General features: G+C 67.8%; 12 protein-coding genes. 5 read left to right on the top strand and 7 right to left on the bottom strand.

Annotated features, from left to right (window positions below; all coding sequences use genetic code 11):
- Positions 1 to 20: 20 nt before the first annotated feature.
- Genes ACYVDK_RS05750 through ACYVDK_RS05740 form a run of 3 tightly spaced genes read right to left on the bottom strand, consistent with a single transcriptional unit; the run spans position 21 to position 3,250 of the window.
- Complete coding sequence (locus tag ACYVDK_RS05750) at positions 21 to 962, bottom strand: carbohydrate ABC transporter permease (protein ID WP_460519252.1); 942 nt, start codon at positions 960 to 962, stop codon at positions 21 to 23.
- Positions 959 to 1,933 (bottom strand): carbohydrate ABC transporter permease, encoded by a 975-nt coding sequence (locus ACYVDK_RS05745; protein WP_460519249.1) that lies wholly within the window; start codon positions 1,931 to 1,933, stop codon positions 959 to 961. The genes ACYVDK_RS05750 and ACYVDK_RS05745 overlap by 4 nt, the downstream gene beginning before the upstream one ends.
- A 30-nt stretch (positions 1,934 to 1,963) precedes the next feature.
- On the bottom strand, positions 1,964 to 3,250 hold the full coding sequence (locus ACYVDK_RS05740; protein ID WP_460519246.1) for a type 2 periplasmic-binding domain-containing protein: 1,287 nt from the start codon (positions 3,248 to 3,250) through the stop codon (positions 1,964 to 1,966).
- A gap of 283 nt (positions 3,251 to 3,533) precedes the next feature.
- Between ACYVDK_RS05740 and ACYVDK_RS05735 the strand changes: the two genes are divergently transcribed.
- Genes ACYVDK_RS05735 through ACYVDK_RS05725 form a run of 3 tightly spaced genes read left to right on the top strand, consistent with a single transcriptional unit; the run spans position 3,534 to position 7,647 of the window.
- Positions 3,534 to 4,964 (top strand): sulfatase family protein, encoded by a 1,431-nt coding sequence (locus tag ACYVDK_RS05735; RefSeq protein WP_460519243.1) that lies wholly within the window; start codon positions 3,534 to 3,536, stop codon positions 4,962 to 4,964.
- The gene (locus ACYVDK_RS05730; protein ID WP_460519240.1) at positions 4,961 to 6,307 is read left to right on the top strand and encodes a glycoside hydrolase 5 family protein; all 1,347 of its coding nucleotides are present in this window, start codon (positions 4,961 to 4,963) and stop codon (positions 6,305 to 6,307) included. The genes ACYVDK_RS05735 and ACYVDK_RS05730 overlap by 4 nt, the downstream gene beginning before the upstream one ends.
- On the top strand, positions 6,304 to 7,647 hold the full coding sequence (locus ACYVDK_RS05725) for an alkaline phosphatase family protein (RefSeq protein WP_460519237.1): 1,344 nt from the start codon (positions 6,304 to 6,306) through the stop codon (positions 7,645 to 7,647). Before ACYVDK_RS05730 ends, ACYVDK_RS05725 begins: the two co-directional genes overlap by 4 nt.
- A gap of 173 nt (positions 7,648 to 7,820) precedes the next feature.
- On the opposite strand, the gene ACYVDK_RS05720 is transcribed toward ACYVDK_RS05725, so the two are convergent.
- The gene (locus tag ACYVDK_RS05720; protein ID WP_460519234.1) at positions 7,821 to 8,804 is read right to left on the bottom strand and encodes an endonuclease domain-containing protein; all 984 of its coding nucleotides are present in this window, start codon (positions 8,802 to 8,804) and stop codon (positions 7,821 to 7,823) included.
- 240 nt (positions 8,805 to 9,044) lie between these two features.
- Entirely contained in the window at positions 9,045 to 10,067 is a 1,023-nt protein-coding gene (locus ACYVDK_RS05715; protein ID WP_460519231.1) for a LacI family DNA-binding transcriptional regulator, read from the bottom strand.
- 72 nt (positions 10,068 to 10,139) lie between these two features.
- Here ACYVDK_RS05715 and ACYVDK_RS05710 point away from each other — a divergent pair, with 72 nt between their 5' ends.
- Together ACYVDK_RS05710 and ACYVDK_RS05705 are read left to right on the top strand one after the other, a co-directional pair.
- Positions 10,140 to 13,208 carry an alpha-mannosidase gene (locus tag ACYVDK_RS05710; protein WP_460519229.1) on the top strand — a complete coding sequence of 1,023 codons (3,069 nt, stop codon included), beginning with the start codon at positions 10,140 to 10,142 and terminating at the stop codon, positions 13,206 to 13,208.
- Positions 13,209 to 13,217: 9 nt separating this feature from the next.
- Positions 13,218 to 14,201 (top strand): sulfurtransferase, encoded by a 984-nt coding sequence (locus tag ACYVDK_RS05705; RefSeq protein ID WP_460519226.1) that lies wholly within the window; start codon positions 13,218 to 13,220, stop codon positions 14,199 to 14,201.
- A gap of 109 nt (positions 14,202 to 14,310) precedes the next feature.
- Here ACYVDK_RS05705 and ACYVDK_RS05700 read toward each other — a convergent pair whose 3' ends face one another.
- Together ACYVDK_RS05700 and ACYVDK_RS05695 are read right to left on the bottom strand one after the other, a co-directional pair.
- A complete protein-coding gene (locus ACYVDK_RS05700) occupies positions 14,311 to 17,028 on the bottom strand; it encodes a DEAD/DEAH box helicase (protein WP_460519223.1) in 2,718 nt (905 codons plus the stop codon).
- A 102-nt stretch (positions 17,029 to 17,130) separates the two neighbouring features.
- Positions 17,131 to 17,718, bottom strand: coding sequence for a LysR family transcriptional regulator substrate-binding protein (locus ACYVDK_RS05695; protein ID WP_460519220.1), 588 nt, complete (start codon positions 17,716 to 17,718; stop codon positions 17,131 to 17,133).
- Positions 17,719 to 17,877 lie beyond the last annotated feature (159 nt).

The raw sequence follows: 17,877 nt of genomic DNA, 5'->3' as shown, positions 1-17,877 counted from the left end.
CGAGACCGCTCCCGCGCCGCTCAGCCCTTGACGCTGCCCTCCTCGACGCCGCGGAAGAAGTACTTCTGCAACGCGGCGAAGATGAGGATGATCGGAATCAGCGCGATCATCGTGCCTGCGGAGATGACGCGCGGGTTCGCCCCGAAGTTGGAGTTCAGATACTGCATGCCGACCGTCAGTGTGTACTTCGCCGGATCGGAGAGCACATAGAGCGGCCAGAGGAAGTCGTCCCACGCACCGATGAAGGCGAACAGCGCGACCACCGAAACCATGCCGCGGATGTTCGGCCACACTATGCGGTAGAGCCGCTGGAACGTGTTCGCGCCGTCGATCGTCGCGGCCTCCAGAGTCTCCTTCGGAATCAGCCTGCATGCCGCGGCCATCAGCAGCACGTTCGTCGCGCTGATCGCGCCGGGCAGGAACACGCCCGTCAGCGTATTGGCGAGTCCCAGCGACTTGATCGTGAGGAAATTGCTGGTCAGCGTGACCTCGCCGGGCAGCAGCAGGGTCGCGAAGAAAAGCGCCATGATGACGCCTTTGAACCGGAACTTCAGGCATCCGAGCGCATAGCCGCCCAGCGTGCAGAAGACCGCGTTGAACACCACGGTGCCGACGCCGATGAGCAGCGAGTGCCAGGCGTAACTGAGCACCGGGATGGTGCGGAACACCTGGGCGTAGTTGGCGAACGTCGGCTCGGGGGGAATCAGATTCGGCGGAAAGTTGTAGATGTTCTCACTCACGCCCTTGAACGATGTCGAGAGCTGCCACAAGAACGGGAACACCATGATGACGAGGATGATCACCAGCAGCACGTACTTGCCGATCAGTCCCCTAAGCGACGGCTTCAGGATGTCTGCGGAGCCGCGCGTGCGAAACGGCCGTTCCCGAGGCGGCTTGCGCGGTGGCCGGCGTCGCGACTCCACGTCGGTCTTCGCCTGCAACGTGCTCGTCGACATGCTCATCCCGTCACCGCCTTCGCCTGTGCCTTCGATCGTGCCCTCAGCTGCCGGCCGGCCCGGCGGGTCGCTCGGTCGATACGCCGGTTCGTGAGCATCTCCCTGAGCTGGTCGCCGTTGTTCGCCAGACCCACCACGACAAGCGGTACCAGCGTGAGCAGGAACAGCACGATCGAGATCGCCGACGCGTAGCCGATCTGGCCGTTGAGCCCCTCACCCATCTGCTGGATCAGCATGACCATGCTCATCGCCTGGCCGCCCGGGCCTCCTGTGCCGTTGGAGAGCACGTAGAGCTCGGTGAACACACGCATCGCAGAGACGCAGATCAGCACCGAGATGAGAAGCATTCCGCCGCGCACACCCGGCACCGTCACCGCCCAGAACCGGCGCCAGGCGCCGGCCCTGTCCACCGCCGCGGCCTCGTGCAGTTCTCGCGAGACGCCGGTGAGCGCGGCGAGGTACACGACCATGTAATAGCCAAGGCCCTTCCAGACCGTCAGACCGATGGCGCAGAAGATCAGCAGCCATCGGTCCGACAGGAACTGGATGGGACGATCGGCGAGGCCGAAGAACTGCAGCGCCGAGTTGATCGTGCCGCTTCCCGAGAAGAGGAACTGCCACACGATCGCCACCACGACCGCCGAGGCGATCACCGGAAAATAGAACGTCGTACGGAAGAACCCCAGCCCGGGGAACTTGCCGTTCACCAGCAGCGCGAGCAACAGCGGCAGGAACGTCAGAACCGGCACGCACACCGCGACATACACGAGGGATGTCGTGAGCGAGTAGATGAACCGGTCATCCTGGAACAGCCGCACGAAGTTGTCCAGTCCGGTGAAGGTCACCGGCTGAAGGGGCCTCGCGTCGGTGAACGCCAGCACCACAGTGTTCAGGAACGGCCAGATGGCGAAGACCAGCACCCAGATCAGTGCGGGCGCCACCAGCAGGTACGGCGTGAACCACCGCTGTTGTCTCACGAGGATCTCCTCACGCTCGCTCGCGCGCCATCACTTCTGGAGGTTCTGCTCGCAGTAGGCGGCCGAGGCCTGCAGCGCCTGCTTGGGGGTGCTCTTGCCCTGGACCGCCAGGAGCAGATGCTGCACGGCGTAGGTGTTCATGTTCGTCGTCCAGGTCGGGGCGCCCAGCGCCTTCGCCTTGTCCATCTCGGCCGCACCGAGCTTCATCGCCGCGTTCAGCGGCTCGTTGTCGGTTTTGGCCGCGAACGACGACGGGTCGGCGTTGGCCGCCTTGGTGCCCGGATAGAACCCGGCGGCGAGCTTCACGAAGGCGACCTGGTTCTCGTTGTTCGTGATGTAGTTCGCGAACGCGACAGCTGCTGCCGTCTGCTTCGAGTGCGAGGAGACGCTGATCCCTTGCACGAACAGCGGAGGCGTGCCGAAATCGTTCGTCGCCGTGACTGACGACAGCATCGTCGGCGCGTTGATCTGCACGTTCGACGGATAGTTCGGTGTCCCGGTCGTCCAGGCGACCTTGCCGGTGTAGAAGTCGTTGACGTTCGTGTTCGCGGTCGCGCCTCCGGACAGCGCGGCGGCACTGACCGCTCCAGCCTTGTTGAGATCCGCGTACGTCTGAACCAGCTTCTCCGTCCCGGGTGTGTCGATGACGCACTTGTCACCCTTGACGACCGTGGGATCGTCGCCCGCGACCGAGAGCAGATAGGTGGGCCCAGGGATCGACGAGATCATCGGCACCCCCGTCTTCTGGATCAACGTCTTGGCATCGCCGGCCATCTCGTCGAATGTCTTCGGCGCTTCGCTGATGCCGGCCTTCTTGAGCAGGTCGGCATTCCAGTAGTTCAGTTCGGTTCCGAGGTACCAGGGCAGCCCGTACGAGCCCGACATGCCGTCGTATGTATAGGCGCCGACGCCGCCCTTCACGTAGTCGCCGAGGGCACTGGCGTCCACCTTCGTCAGGTCGGCGAGCTGCTTGCTCTTGGCGAGCGAATACGCCATGTCCGGCGGAAGGTTGATCACGTCGGGCAGGTCTCCCGACTCCGCCTGCTGCAGAACCTTGTCTTCGTAGTTGTTCGCGGGCTGATCGACCCACTTGACCGTCACCTTCGGATACTTCTTCTCGAACGACGAGATCGCCGACTGGAAGTACGGCGTGAACTTGTCGTTCTTCAGCGACCAGGTCTGGAATGTGATCGTCCCCTCGACCTTCCCGCTTCCGGATCCCTGTGCAGATCCGGCGGCCGGTGCTCCGGTGCATCCGGCGAGCGCGACTCCGGTCACCGCCGCGACGGCGACGGCAAGGGTAAGACGAACCTTCATGGGCTTCTCCTTTGAAGCGCCCGGCGAGCGCAACGCGATCGCGTTCGCACGCGGATCCCGCCTGCTTGCGGTGTCGCATCCACCAAGCACTAAACCGATATAGTGTGGCGTCAGTATGTCATAGACGACCGAATGCGCAAAAGACCTTCCGAGTCCCGCGCATCCCCGTCGACTCAACCCGAACGCGCGCCTTCGACCTCGTTGAAATCGCGTTCGGTACCTAAATCGGATTAGTGCAGTAGAGCTGAGACGCGGCCACGACGGCCGCAGCGAGGAGCCACAGGTGGCGAACACAGCCAGACGGCCGAACATCGTCTTCGTGCTCACCGACGACCATGCGGCGAACGCGATCGGCTCATACGGGTCGGTGGTGAACACCACACCGGGCATCGACACGATCGCCCGGGAGGGGGTGCGCTTCGATACGGCGTTGGTGGAGAACGCACTGTGCACACCGAGCCGCGCGGCCATCCTCACCGGAACGTACAGTCACTCCAGCGGCGTCACGACGCTGGCCACACACCTCACGAACGACCACGAGACGTTCGCGACAGCGCTTCAGGCGGCCGGATACCGCACCGCGGTCTTCGGCAAGTGGCACCTCGGGCACGGCGATGGCCACGACCCACGCGGCTTCGATCACTGGGAGGTGCTCCCCGATCAGGGCGAGTACCACGATCCGGAGTTCCTGACGGCGGATGGCCGTGTGCGCTTCCCCGGGTACGTCACCGACATCATCACCGACCGCGCTCTGGCGTGGATGGCCGAGCAGGCCGATCAGCCGTACTGCGTGCTGATCTGGCACAAGGCCCCGCACCGGCCGTGGGAGCCGCACCCCAAGTACGACGGAGTCTCTGCTGCTCCCGTTCCGCTGCCCGACACCTTCGACGACGACTACACCGGCCGCGGCACCCCGGCGCACCACGCCACGATGCGCATCGCCGACTACCTCACCGACATCGACCTCAAGGAGGAGCCGCCGGCCGAACTCGACTACGAGGAGCGCGCGGTCTGGAAGTACCAGCGCTACATGCAGGACTACCTGCGCTGCGTCGAGACGGTCGACGAGGGCGTCGCACGCATCGTGGACACGCTGAAGTCATGGGGCCAATGGCACGACACCCTCACGATCTACGGCTCCGATCAGGGCTTCTACCTCGGCGAACACGGCTGGTTCGACAAGCGCTTCATGTACGAGGAATCGCTCAGGATGCCTCTGATCATGAGCTATCCGGCTCGCATCGCACCCGGCCGGGCCACCGACGCGTTGGTGTCGAACGTGGACATCGCCCAGACGATCCTCGACGCGGCCGGCGTGCCGGCGCCGCCCCGGATGCAGGGCGCGAGCCTGCTGCCGCTCGTCACCGACGAGAACGTCACCCCGGTGCGCGACGCGCACTATTACCGGTTCTACGAGCACGACGACCACATGCACCACGTGTGGGCGCACTACGGCATTCGCACCGACCGCTTCAAGCTCATCTACTACTACGCCGACGGGATGGGCCTGCCGAACGCCTCGAACGTCACGTACCCCCCGGAGTGGGAGCTGTTCGATCTGGCGAACGATCCGCACGAATTGAGGAGTGTGCACCTGGATGCCGCGTACGCGGACGTCCGGCGTGAACTGGAGCTGAAACTGTGGGATCTGCAGCTTCAGCTCGGCGACCGGCCGCACCCCCGCCAGCCCGTACCCGAAGGACGCAGCAGATGACCGAGCATCCATCAGCCCCCGACCCGACCCCGGCGCCGCTCCGTTTCGGCGTGAACTACACGCCGTCGCGGCAATGGATGCACTCCTGGCTCGCGCTGAAGCCCGACGACGTGCGTCGCGACTTCGCACAGATCGCCGGCCTCGGGCTCGATCACGTGCGCGTCTTCCCGCTCTGGCCGCTGCTGCAGCCCAATCGCACCCTGATCAGGGCGGGCGCACTGGACGACGTTCGCACGGTGGTCGACATCGCGGCGGAGTTCGGACTGGATGCCGGTGTGGATGTCATTCAGGGACATCTCTCGAGCTTCGACTTCATTCCGGCATGGCTGGCGACGTGGCATGACCGCAACATGTTCAGCGACCCGCAGGCGGTGGATGCGCAGATCGAGCTCGTGCGCGCGCTCGGCTCCCGTCTGGCTGATGCACCCAACTTCCTCGGCCTCACGCTCGGCAACGAGGTCAACCAGTTCTCGGACCGGCCGCACCCCTCGCCTTGGCCGATCCATGCAGAGCAGGCGCAGGCGTGGCTGACCGGCCTGTTGGATGCCGCGGCACAGGTCGCACCGCAGCGACAGCACGTGCACAGCGAGTACGACGCCGTCTGGTACTTGGACGGGCATCCGTTCACTCCGGCGCATGCCTCCCGGTTCGGTGCGATGACGACCGTGCACTCGTGGATCTTCAACGGCACGGCGCAGCGGTACGGCGGCGTCTCGACCGCTTCCTCCCGGCACGCCGAATACCTCATCGAGCTCTCCCGCGCGTTCCAGACCGACCCCGGCCGCCGCATCTGGCTGCAAGAGGTCGGGGCGCCGTCGAACTGCTTGACGGAGGCCGAGGTGCCCGGGTTCGTGGAGGCCACGGTGCGTTCGGCCGCACGCACCGAAGGGCTGTGGGGCATCACGTGGTGGTGCTCCCACGATGTGAGCCGTGAGCTGGCCGACTTTCCCGAGCTGGAGTACACGCTGGGGCTCATCGATCAGACCGGGGCCGCGAAGCCGGCCGGCTTGCGCTTCGCCGAGCTCGCAGCCGAGTTGCGTGAGACCCGGCTTCACATCGCCCGTTCGACCGCGATCGTGATCGACGTCGATGCGAACGAAGTGCCGGTCAGCCGCTCCGCCCTGAGCCCGGGCGGAGCGGTCTTCCAGGCCTGGGTGGATCTGTGCGAAGCGGGCGTCGACCCCTGTTTCGTCACGAGCACGGATGCCGCGGACGCGGTCGCGCTCGCCTCCCGTGGCATCACGGAGCTCGTCCGCCCCGACCTGAAGTCCTCCTTCGTCGGCGCGTACTCCTCCGTGAACACGGTCACTCCGGGGCCGACCCCGTCACACGAGCCTTCATGAACGGCACCCCGAACATCGTCATCGTCTACGCCGACGATCTCGGATACGGCGACGTGGGCTGCTTCGGCAGCACAGACATCCGTACGCCGCACCTCGACCGTCTCGCGGCACGCGGCGTGCGGCTGACCAACTGGTATTCGAACTCGCCCGTGTGCTCACCGTCGCGGGCGGCTCTGCTCACGGGGAAGCATCCGGTGCACGCAGGAGTGCAGGAGATCCTCGGCGGCAAACGAGGCACGACGGGCCTGCCGCAGCAGGAGACGCTGGCCTCGCTGCTGAAGGCGCGCGGCTATGCCACCGGCATCTTCGGCAAGTGGCACCTCGGCGTCGCCGACGGCTTCACGCCTCTCGACCGCGGCTTCGACCGGCACTTCGGCTTCCGTGCGGGATGCGTCGACTACTACTCGCACATCTTCTACTGGGGTCAGGGCGTCGACCCCGTTCACGACCTGTGGGACGGGCGACGCGAGGTGTGGGACAACGGGCGCTACCTCACCGAGGTGATCGCCGAGAAGGCGGTCGAGTTCATCGAGGAGAACGCCGGGCGGCCGTTCCTGTGCTACGTGCCGTTCAACGCGCCGCACTATCCGATGCATGCACCCAGGGAGTATGTGGACCGGTTCCATGAGCTGCCCGACGACCGCCGCATCATGGCGGCGATGGTCTCGGCGATGGACGACGGCGTAGGACGCATCCTCGACGCCCTCGAGGCCCGCGGACTCGACGACGACACGATCGTGTTCTTCTCGTCCGACAACGGCCCGTCCACCGAGACGCGCAACTGGCTGAACGGCGAGGAGATCAGCTACCAGGGCGGTTCGACCGGCGGCCTGCGCGGTCGCAAAGGCTCGCTCTTCGAGGGGGGTATCCGGGTGCCTGCGATCCTGTCGTGGCCTGCGGGCATCCGCGCGCGCGGCGACGTCGACGATCCCGCTGCGATGATGGACCTCCTTCCGACCGTGATGGCGGCATGCGACGCCGAACCGCCCGGCGACATCGACGGCAGAGACCTGATGCCGCTTCTCACCCGGGCCGAGGTGCCGCACGGGTCGGCCTCCGTCTCTCGCACCGTGAACGGCGACGGCGCTGCTGAGCGCTCCCTCTTCTGGGAGTACGGCCCGCAGCTGGCCGTGCGACGCGGCGACTGGAAGCTCGTGCTCTCGCCCCGCGAACACCTCGGCGGTGGGTTCGTTCGGGACCGCATGCTCGTCAACCTCGCCGACGACCCGGGCGAGACGACCGACCGCGCCCACGAGCATCCGCAGCTCGCCGCCGAGCTCGATGACGAGCTCATGACATGGGCGCGCGGCTTCCACTGGGACCCGAGCCCCTGGCGGTAGTCGCCTATCGCCGGAGATTCGCGCCATGCGCCGCCCTACGCCGCCCTCCGACCCCGCCCTCCGACGCCACCCTCCGACGCCACCCCGTTCATCCGTCGCATTTCGTCGTGGAATCTGCGCTTCCGCCGCAAAACTCGACGGATGAACGCGGTGCCTCCGCTGGGAACGCGGCGTCAGCGGCGGGCGTCGAGCTCTCGACGCACGCGGCGCACCAGTTCCTGCGGGTGCACGAACAGGAGTCGGCGGGTCACCCGGATGACCCGCCATCCGCACGCCGCCAGTCGGTCGATTCGATCGACGTCGCTCTCCCACTGCGCTGCGTCGGTTCGGTGCTGACTTCCGTCGTACTCGATGGCGATCTTCTGCAGGGGATACGCCATGTCCACGCACGCCACGAAGCGCCCGTGCTCGTCGTAGACGTCGACATCGAGCTCGGGCTCCGGCAGCCCGGCGTCGACGAGCACGAGCCGGGTCCAGGTCTCGGTCCGCGATGACGATCCGGTGCGTATTCGGGGCAGCGCGTCCCGCAGCACGAGTGCTCCGGCCCGTCGTCCGCACCGCATCGCGTGGGTCAGCTCGTCCAGTGTCGCCAGCGGAGCGCGAGGCCGAGGTCCGATCCCGCCGGGCCGGCGCTGGATGCGCACGAACGCATCCGCGACGGCGACGAGGTCGTACGGATGCGCGACGATGCCGCCCAGCATCGCCCACGTCGTCGCGGGGTCGGTGATGCGCGCAGCGATCGGCGATTCCAGCACCCGCACGCCGGCCATCGACGGCGCGACCTCGTGGCCGATCACGCCGCGGCCACGCGGTGCACGCCGTGGGGAGTACACGCTCACGTGAATGGGCCCCGATTCCACAACGTACGGAGGGAGTGGTGCACCCCAGAGCACTGCGGCCGTCACGTGGCTGAAGAACTCGTGCTCCGTCATCCTCGACGCACGGGCGCGAGCCAGTGCGAGGATCCGTCGTTCGTTGGCTCTCGCGCCAACAGCTGCTCCGTCGGCGACTCGATCCGTTCGCGGAACCGCGCGCACTCCGAAGAACGGCGCGTCGAGGTCGCCCGCCCGCAGTCGTGCGGGTGTGACGCCCTCTGACGCCGCGAGGGTGACGGAGAACTCCGAGCCGAGGCTGCGGGGTAGCGGTGCGCGGGGCATCCGTTCACTGTGCCCGCCCGGGCAGATTGTTCGTGCCCACTCTCCACAGCCCGGCGCGTGACGCTTCGGAGCCCGGCGTCATCCGCACCACAATGTCGTGAATTCACAGGGATCGCAGCAAAGTGCGGCGGATGAACGTGGCGGCGGGGAGGGGCGGGGTGGGGCGGCGGCGGGGCGGGGAGGGGCGGGGTGGGGCGGCGGCGGGGCGGGGTGGGCGGCGGCGGCCGCGGCGGCGGCGGGTCAGCGCGGCGGCGCGGTGCTCTCGCGCACGGTGAGCGTGGGAGTCGGCCCTGGCACGCTGGGCAGCGGGTCGTCGCTGTCCAGCTGGGCGAGCAGACGCGTGGCGGCGCGCTCACCGAGGTCGAACGTATCCCTGGTCAGGCTCGTGATCGAGGGGTGCATGAGCTCGGAGATGATCGAGTCGTCGAACGAGGCGACCGAGATGTTCGACGGCACCTGGATGCCCATCTCCTGGGTAACGCGCAGGCCCGAGATCGCCATCACCTCGTTGTCGTACACCACAGCGGTCGCCCGGTGGGTCGAGCTGAGCACGCTACGGGTGGCGGATGCCGCCGCTGCCGGGGTGAAGTCGGTCACGTGCACCTGAGTGGTCACCCCGCGCTCACGCAGACCATCCAGCGTGGCGGCCCGGAGCCGGGTGTGCTGAAACTCGGCCGGGCCCGTGATGTAGGCGATGTCGCGGTGTCCGAGCGCGACGATGTAGTCGAAGAGCGTGTGGGCGGCCTGCTCGTCATCCATCCATACCGTGGTATGCCCGCTCAACTCGACGGGTCCGCTGCCGATCACCACCGCAGGCAGGCCCAGCTCATTGAGCGCCTCCAGCCGCGGGTCGTCGTCGCGCGGGTCGATGACGATCACACCGTCGACCTGATGCGATGCGCTCCATGCTCGATACGTCTCGATCTCGCCCTCGGTGCCGCGCACGACGCGCATCTGCATCGAGGCATCCGCGATGCTCAGTCCGGACTGGATGCCGGAGATGAGGTCGGCGAAGAACGCCTCGGCGCCCAGAGAACGGGCCGGGCGTTCGATCACGAGCCCCACGACGCCGACGCGCGCTCCGCTGAGCACCCTGGCCGCCTGGCTGGGGCGCCAGTGGTTCTCCGCGGCCACCCGGATGATGCGCTCCCGCGTCTCCTGGCTCACGCCCGGCCGGCCGTTGAGCGCGAACGACACCGCTCCCGGTGAGACGCCGGCGATGCGCGCGATGTCGGAGATGGTCACGCGATTGCGAGCTGCCATGGGCTGTTACCCTACTATAACGCTTTAGTTCGCTTCTTATCAGTACTCTGATTCCGCCTCGACGAGGATCCTATGCACGAAGATATCGCACTGACGGTCGGCCGCGTGAAGCGTGTGCTGACCGAGCGCGTCGTTCCCGCCATCCACTCCGACGCCGTGCCGCTGACCATCGGCGCGAACGCCCTTCCCGGCGAGCCGATTCCGCCCTTAGACGGCCTGAGACTGGACTACGAGCCGTACTCCGTCGGCACGCCGTGGGGACCGGCCTGGGGCACCACCTGGTTCCGGGTGGAGGGCGAGGTTCCGCAACGCTGGGCGGGCAAGCGGGTCGAGGCGCTCATCGACCTCGGATTCGACGTGAACATGACCGGCTTTCAGTGCGAGGCGCTGGTCTACCTGCCCGACGGTGTTCCCGTGAAGAGCCTCAACCCGCGAAACCAGTGGGCGCCGATCGCCGAGCCGGCCGAAGGCGGAGAACGCGTCGAGCTGTACCTCGAGGCGGCGTCGAACCCGGTTCTGCTCGATTACCACCCGTTCCTGCCGACGCAGGAGGGCGACATCCTGACGGCGTCGAAGGAACCGCTGTACCGTGTTCGCCGCATGGACCTCGCGGTCTTCGAACCAGAGGTGTTCGAGCTTGCGCTCGATCTCGACGTGTTGCTGGAGCTGCAGGCGGAGTTGCCGGAGCACTCGCCGCGACGCATGCGCATCCTGCAGGCGCTCGACGACGCGCTCGACGCACTCGACCTGCAGGCCGTGGCAGAGACAGCCGGATCCGCGCGGGCGTCTCTGGCCGACGTGCTCGCATCGCCCGCCGAAGCCAGTGCACACCGCATCGCCGCGGTCGGCCACGCCCACATCGACTCGGCCTGGCTCTGGCCGCTGCGCGAGACGATCCGCAAGGTCGCTCGCACGGCCTCGTCGATGACCACCCTCATCGACGAGCAGCCGGACGTTCTCTACGGCATGTCGAGCGCGCAGCAGTACGAGTGGCTCAAGGTGCATCGCCCCGAGGTCTTCGAACGCGTGCGCGCCGCCGTCGCCGCCGGCCGCTTCCTGCCGCTGGGCGGAATGTGGGTGGAGTCCGACACCGTGATGCCGACGGGCGAGTCGCTCGTGCGCCAGTTCGCATACGGACAGCGCTTCTTCGAGCGCGAGTTCGGCGTGCGCAGCCGCGGCGTGTGGCTGCCGGACAGCTTCGGATACTCGCCCGCGCTTCCGCAGCTCATGCGCCGGGCCGGATTCGAGTGGTTCTTCACGCAGAAGATCTCGTGGAATCAGCAGAACGTCTTTCCGCACCACACGTTCCTCTGGGAGGGCATCGACGGCTCGCGCATGTTCACGCACTTCCCGCCGATGGACACCTACAACTCGCAGCTTTCCGGGTCCGAAGCAGCGAAGGCGAGCAGGCAGTTCCGGGAGAGCCGCGTCGCGGGCACGTCCATCGCTCCGGTCGGCTGGGGCGACGGCGGAGGTGGCACCACGCGCGAGATGATCGGGCGGGCCGCCCGCCTTGCGGATCTGGAGGGCAGCGCTCGCGTCGAGTGGAAGCATCCGGATGCCTTCTTCGAGAACGCGAAGGCGGAGTTGCCTTCTCCGGCGGTGTGGGTAGGCGAGCTGTACCTCGAACTGCACAGGGGCACGCTGACCAGCCAGCACGGCACGAAGGCGGGCAACCGACGCGCAGAACAAGCGATGCTCGAGGCGGAACTGTGGGCGACTACGGCCGCCGTGCGCGAGGGAGCCGCCTACCCGCACGACGAACTCGACCGGCTGTGGAAATTGCTGCTGCTGCACCAGTTCCACGACATCCTGCCCGGAACCTCCATCGCGTGGGTTCATCGAGAGGCCGTCGGCGCGCTCCGCGACGTCGCGGAGCGCGCGCGACGGATCGCAGAGGGGGCGCGGCTGGCTTTGGCGGGCGAAGGCGACCTCGACCTCGTGTTCACACCCGTGGCGTGCGGCTCTGCTCCGTCTGACGACGGACCCGTCGCCCTCGGAGCCGCGGAGGCCGTGCCGGCGGATGCGCAGGCATCCGTCACCGAAGAGCACGGCGGCCACCGGCTGGAGAACGACCTCGTGTCGATCCTCGTCTCGCCGGACGGCCTCATAGTCTCGGCCATCGACCTGGCGACCGGGCGCGAGGCGATTCCGCGAGACCGTCCGGCGAACCTGTTCCAGCTGCACCAGGACTTCCCCAACATGTGGGACGCCTGGGACATCGACAGGTTCTACCGCAACCGGGTGGACGACCTCACCGGCCTCGACTCGATCACATACGGCGTCAAGAACGGAGTGGCGCGCATCGTCGTGGCACGGTCGTTCTCGCATTCCCGGCTCGTGCAGACGATCTCGCTGGCACCCGGAACGCGCACCGTGCTGCTGCGCAACGCGGTCGACTGGCACGAGACCGAGAAGCTCTTGAAACTCGCGTTCCCGCTCGACGTCATGGCGACCGCGACCGAGGCGGAGACCCAGTTCGGCTATCAGGCGCGCGCCACCCACATGAACACGAGCTGGGAGGCTGCGAAGTTCGAGACCTCGATGCACCGCTTCGTGCTCGTGCGCGAGCCCGGCTTCGGCGTGGCGCTCGTGAACGACTCGATCTACGGATACGACACCACCCGCGACTCCACCGAGCTCGAGGGGGTCACGACCACCGTGCGCCTCTCGCTGCTGCGGGCGCCCCGATTCCCCGACCCCGACACGGATCACGGCCAGCACGTCATCACGGTCGGTCTCGTCGTCGGCGCCGACCCCGCCATGGCCACCGCCGCGGGCATCGCCCTGAATGCGCCGTCGACCGTGATCCGCGGAGCGCACGCCGTCGAGCCCCTGGTCTCGGTGTCCGGCGAAGGGATCGTGGTCTCGAGCGTGAAGGCCGCGGACGACCGCTCCGGCGACGTCGTCGTGCGCGTGTACGAGGCGCTCGGTCGCCGGGCACGGGGCGAGCTGAGCGTGAACTTCCCGCACCTCGGGGTGCGAGAAGTGTCGGTGATCGAGGACGAGCTTGCGGATGCCCGCACCGGAGCGACGCTGCGACTCTCACCGTTCGAGGTGCGCACGCTCCGCATCGCACGGCAGGGGCCGGCGTTACGCCGTGTTTCACCGCAGGAGCGGGACACCGCTTCCGGAACCTAGCGTGAACGGGTGACCGATATCTCCGTGCCCCTTCCTACGCCCGGATCGTCGCAGCGCCACACCGCCACGGAGCGGACAACGGAGTGGACCACGGCTAGACGCCACCTCGTCTCGACAGGCGAACTCGCCGGCCTGCTTGATGCCGGAGCGCCGGGGGGCGGCGGCGAGGAAAGGCTCGTCGTCATCGACGCGACGGTCGTACAGGTGCAGGGCTTCGACGGGCATCCGGCCTACGTCACCGGCCACGAGCAGTACCTGGTCGGCGGGCACGTGCCCGGCGCGGTCTTCGCCGACCTGCTCGAGGAGTTCAGCGACCCGGACGGGGCGTTCGGCTTCGCCCGTCCGGATGCCGACCGTTTCGCCCGCGCCGCGGCGGCGCTCGGCATCGACACCGGCACGTTCGTAGTGGTGTACGACGACTCGGTCGGCCAGTGGGCGGCGCGGCTGTGGTGGCTGTTCCGTTCGTTCGGGCACGACCGTGTTGCGGTGCTCGACGGCGGACTGCGCAAGTGGTCTGCGGAGGAACGATCGCTCGAGGTCGGGCATGTGACACCTCATGCCGCCGCGGTCTACTCACTCGAGCCGGGCGTCTCGGATGCGAACGGCTACTGGGCCGACAAGCAGCGAGTGCTGCGCGCCGTTTCCGGCGCACAGCCGGCCACGCTGATCTGCGGCCTGCCGCCGCGCGAGTTCACCGGTGAGGCCGGCCACCGGCCCCGGCTCGGACACATCCCGGGCAGCTTCAGCGCTCCGGCATCGCGGCTGGTCGACCGGAAGACGAACGCCATGCTTCCCGACGACGCCCTGCGCACGGTTCTCGCGGATGCCATGGCTTCCTCGAACCCGGTCGTCGCGTACTGTGCGGGCGGCGTGGCGGCGAGCGCCGACGCGCTGGCGCTCGCCGTGCTCGGGCGAGACGACGTGGCCGTGTACGACGGCTCGCTCAACGAGTGGGCCGCCGACGCCTCGACTCCCCTCGTCGCCACGGCGTAGCCGCGTTCCCACACACACGGCCCTGCACAAATCAGGCTGACGGCGCGGTTCGCGGCCGCAAAGCCTCGCAGAGCCATTGCGCAGCCTGAAAACATGCTCGCGAAAATCACTACAGCCGGTCGACCGCAATGACCCGCAACTCGGCGGTGCCCTCCGCGTCCGAGGCGTCGAGGTCCACCTCGGCAGCGATCCCCCAGTCGTGATCACCTGCCGGGTCGGCCAGGATCTGCCGCACGTGCCAGACCCGGCCCGGCCCGTCACCGTGGGCTGCCGCATCCGCCTCCCCCACGATGAGCATCGACGCGCTCCGGGCACTCGCGTCGGTACCGATCGAGTCGTGCTCGGCGTAATAGGCGTCGAGGGCGTTCGCCCAGGCATCCTCTCCGAAGTCCGGGTCGAGCTCGCCGAGTTTGTCCGCACGGTCCAGCGCCGCCCACTGCACGCGGCGGAACAGCTCGTTGCGCACCATCACCAGGAACGCACGGCGGTTCGAGGTGATCGTGCGCGGAGCGGGCGGCACGACCGCGTCGTCGCCGTGCCGCGCGGCATCCGGATGCACCGAGATCTGTTCCGCCGCCTGCAACGTGGCCCACTCGTCGAGCAGGCTGGAGTCCACCTGGCGCACCAGTTCGCCGAGCCATTCGATCAGGTCGCGGAGCTCGTCGTTCGCAGCTTTGTCGGGCACCGTCTGACGCAGCGCCCGAAACGCGTCGGAGAGGTAGCGCAGCACCACGCCTTCACTGCGGGCGAGATTGTAGAACGAGACGAACTCCGCGAACGTCATCGCCCGCTCGTACAGGTCGCGCACGACAGACTTCGGACTGAGCTCGAAGTCGCGAACCCACGGCTGGCTCGCGCTGTACAACTCGAACGACTGCCGAAGGATGCCCTCCAACGGCTTCGGCCACGTCACCTCCTCCAGAAGCTCCATGCGTTCGTCGTACTCGATACCCTCCGCCTTCATCGCCCCGATCGCCTCGCCGCGAGCGAGGTGCTGCTGGGCGAGAAGAACCGGGCGCGGGTCGTCGAGCGTCGACTCCACGACCGAGACGATGTCGAGGGCGTAGTCGCCGGTGCCGACATGGCGCGGAGCGGGGAGCGAAGGCGCTGCTGGCCGTCGCTGCGACGACCCCAGCGCGCCGGCAGCTACGTTGGCGACGGTCGACGAGTCGACGTGGGCCACATCGTCTTCGTCGGGATCGAACAGCTCGAACGCGGCGAGCGCGAACGGCGAGAGCGGCTGGTTGAGCGCGAAGTTCGGCTGCAGATCGACCGTGAGGCGCGGAACGCCGTCGGCATCCTTCTCGACGACGCCCGCCGTGACCAGGGTGCGGTAGATACCGAGCGCCCGGCGGGCGAGCTCGAGCTGGCGCTTCCTCGGTTCGTGGTTCTCGAACACGAGGGACCGCACATTGCCGAACACGTCGCCACCGCGCCCGATGACGTTGACGATCATCGCGCTGGTGATCTGCAGGTGAGGAGTGAGCGTCTCGGGCTCGGCGTCGATGAGCCGCCGGAACGACGGTTCACCCCACGACACAAAGCCCTCCGGAGCCCTCTTGCGCACGATCTTTCGCTTCTTCTTCGGATCGTCGCCCGCCTTCGCGACGGCCCGCGCGTTCTCGATGTCGTGCTCCGGTGCCTGTGCGACGACTGTTCCTGCGGTGTCGTACCCGGCACGACCGGCGCGTCCGGCGATCTGATGGAACTCGCGCGCGGTGAGCTGCCGCATCTTCGTGCCATCGAACTTGGTGAGCGCGGTCAGCAGAACACTGCGGATCGGCACGTTGATGCCCACTCCCAGCGTGTCCGTTCCGCACACGACGCGGAGCAGGCCGCGCTGGGCGAGCTGTTCGACAAGCCTGCGGTACTTCGGCAGCATGCCGGCGTGGTGCACGCCGATTCCGAGCCGCAGCAGGCGGGACAGGCTCTGACCGAACCCCGCGGCGAACCGGAATCCTCCGATCACCTCGGCTATCGCATCCCGCTGCTCCCGGCTGGCTACGGATGCCCCGGCCAGCGCCTGCGCCCGCTCGAGCGCGTCCTTCTGCGAGAAGTGCACCACATAGACGGGCGCCTTGCCGGCATCCAGCAGCTCCTGGATCGTCTCGTGCACGGGCGTCAGCGCGTACGAATAGTCCAGCGGGACAGGACGCTCCACGCCTGTGACGGCGATCGTCTCGCGCCCGGTGCGCCGGGACAGGTCGTCCGAGATGCCGCTCACGTCGCCCAGGGTCGCGCTCATCAGCACGAACTGTGCGCGCTCCAGAATGAGCAACGGCACCTGCCACGCCCATCCACGCTCCGGGTCGGCGTAGAAGTGGAACTCGTCCATCACGACCTGGTCGACCGGGGCATCCGGGCCGAGCCGCAGGGCGAGGTTCGCCAGGATCTCCGCCGTGCAGCAGATGACCGGCGCATCGGCGTTCACCTGCGAGTCACCGGTCATCATGCCGACGTTCTCTGCGCCGAACGTGTCGGCCAGGGCGAAGAACTTCTCGGAGACGAGTGCTTTGATCGGCGCCGTGTAGAACGTGCGGCGGCCGTCGGCGAACGCGGCAGCATGCGCCCCGACGGCGATCAGCGACTTGCCCGTGCCGGTCGGCGTCGACACGACCACGTTGGCGCCCGAGACGATGCCGATCAGCGACTCCTCCTGCGCGGGGTAGAGCGTGAGGCCGCTCTCCCCCGCCCACTCGGCGATGCGTGCGAACACCTCGTCGGGCGAACCGAGCCCGCGCACCCGCTGGTCGAGGCGGGTGTTCTCGCCGCCACGCACACCCTCTCGGTCGGCGCCGCCGGTGTCGATGCTGTCGGCCGCACTCATTCCCTCAGGCTATCGAGACTGTCCTCCGGCATCCGGCAGCCGATACGTGCAGCCGCGGCCAGCACAGGTGGCTACCCGCCGATACACGGTGAAGTTGCGTGCTCAGCGACGCGAACTGTTCGCGGTTCGGCCGCGCACGATGCCGACGAAAGTGTCAATGCGGCGTTGCTGCTCCTCGGAGCGTGGCGGCCGCGGCTCGCTGAGCCAGGCGAGCGCGATGCGGGTCGGGTCGGCATCCGTCACGCCGCGCGACACGAGATCGCGGCGTGCGTGCAGTCGCGCAACGGACTGCGGCAGCACGACGCTGCCGACGCCCGCGGCGACGAGAGCCAGCGTCTCCTCGACGGCTGCATCGAACGGATGCACGGGCGCACCGAGTTCCGTCACCTCCGCCAGCGTCACCACGTCGGCAGCCGCGATGGCGTGGTCCTGAGGCACGACGACCACGGGGCGCTCCTCGTACAGGGGGATGGCGTGCAGACCGTCGCGGTCGATGGGGAGCCGTACGAGCGCCATGTCAGCGCGGGCATCCCGCAGCACCGGCACCTGCTCCGGCTCGTCGATGCGCGTGAGCTCGATCGGGATGCGGCGCATCCGCTCCTTCCAAATGCGCGCCCACTTGGCGGGCGTGACGCCGCGCACGTACGCGAGCCGGAAGGGCTCCGAGGGCATCCCGCGTTCGTCTGCCACGGATGCCTCCTTCGACCGTTCATCGGATCCTCGCGCGAACCACGCTACTCAATCGCCCGTGCTGAGGGCACGGGCCTGCCGATCTCGGGTGCGACCGTGTCGCAGCACCGGGCAGTACCGGTAAGCGTTCCGACTCCGAACCCGCACGCTGTGCGACGA

The sequence above is a fragment of the Humibacter antri genome (genome assembly GCF_054777235.1).
The sequence above is the reverse complement of the archived record's forward strand: the minus strand, read 5'-3'. Positions and strand labels throughout refer to the sequence as shown.

Coding starts and splice junctions, on each gene's coding strand:
- ACYVDK_RS05715 (WP_460519231.1), bottom strand. CDS start 10,067: ATGGCAGCTCGCAATCGCGTGACCATCTCCGACATCGCGCGCATCGCC.
- ACYVDK_RS05725 (WP_460519237.1), top strand. CDS start 6,304: ATGAACGGCACCCCGAACATCGTCATCGTCTACGCCGACGATCTCGGA.
- ACYVDK_RS05730 (WP_460519240.1), top strand. CDS start 4,961: ATGACCGAGCATCCATCAGCCCCCGACCCGACCCCGGCGCCGCTCCGT.
- ACYVDK_RS05740 (WP_460519246.1), bottom strand. CDS start 3,250: ATGAAGGTTCGTCTTACCCTTGCCGTCGCCGTCGCGGCGGTGACCGGA.
- ACYVDK_RS05700 (WP_460519223.1), bottom strand. CDS start 17,028: ATGAGTGCGGCCGACAGCATCGACACCGGCGGCGCCGACCGAGAGGGT.
- ACYVDK_RS05710 (WP_460519229.1), top strand. CDS start 10,140: ATGCACGAAGATATCGCACTGACGGTCGGCCGCGTGAAGCGTGTGCTG.
- ACYVDK_RS05720 (WP_460519234.1), bottom strand. CDS start 8,804: ATGCCCCGCGCACCGCTACCCCGCAGCCTCGGCTCGGAGTTCTCCGTC.
- ACYVDK_RS05750 (WP_460519252.1), bottom strand. CDS start 962: ATGAGCATGTCGACGAGCACGTTGCAGGCGAAGACCGACGTGGAGTCG.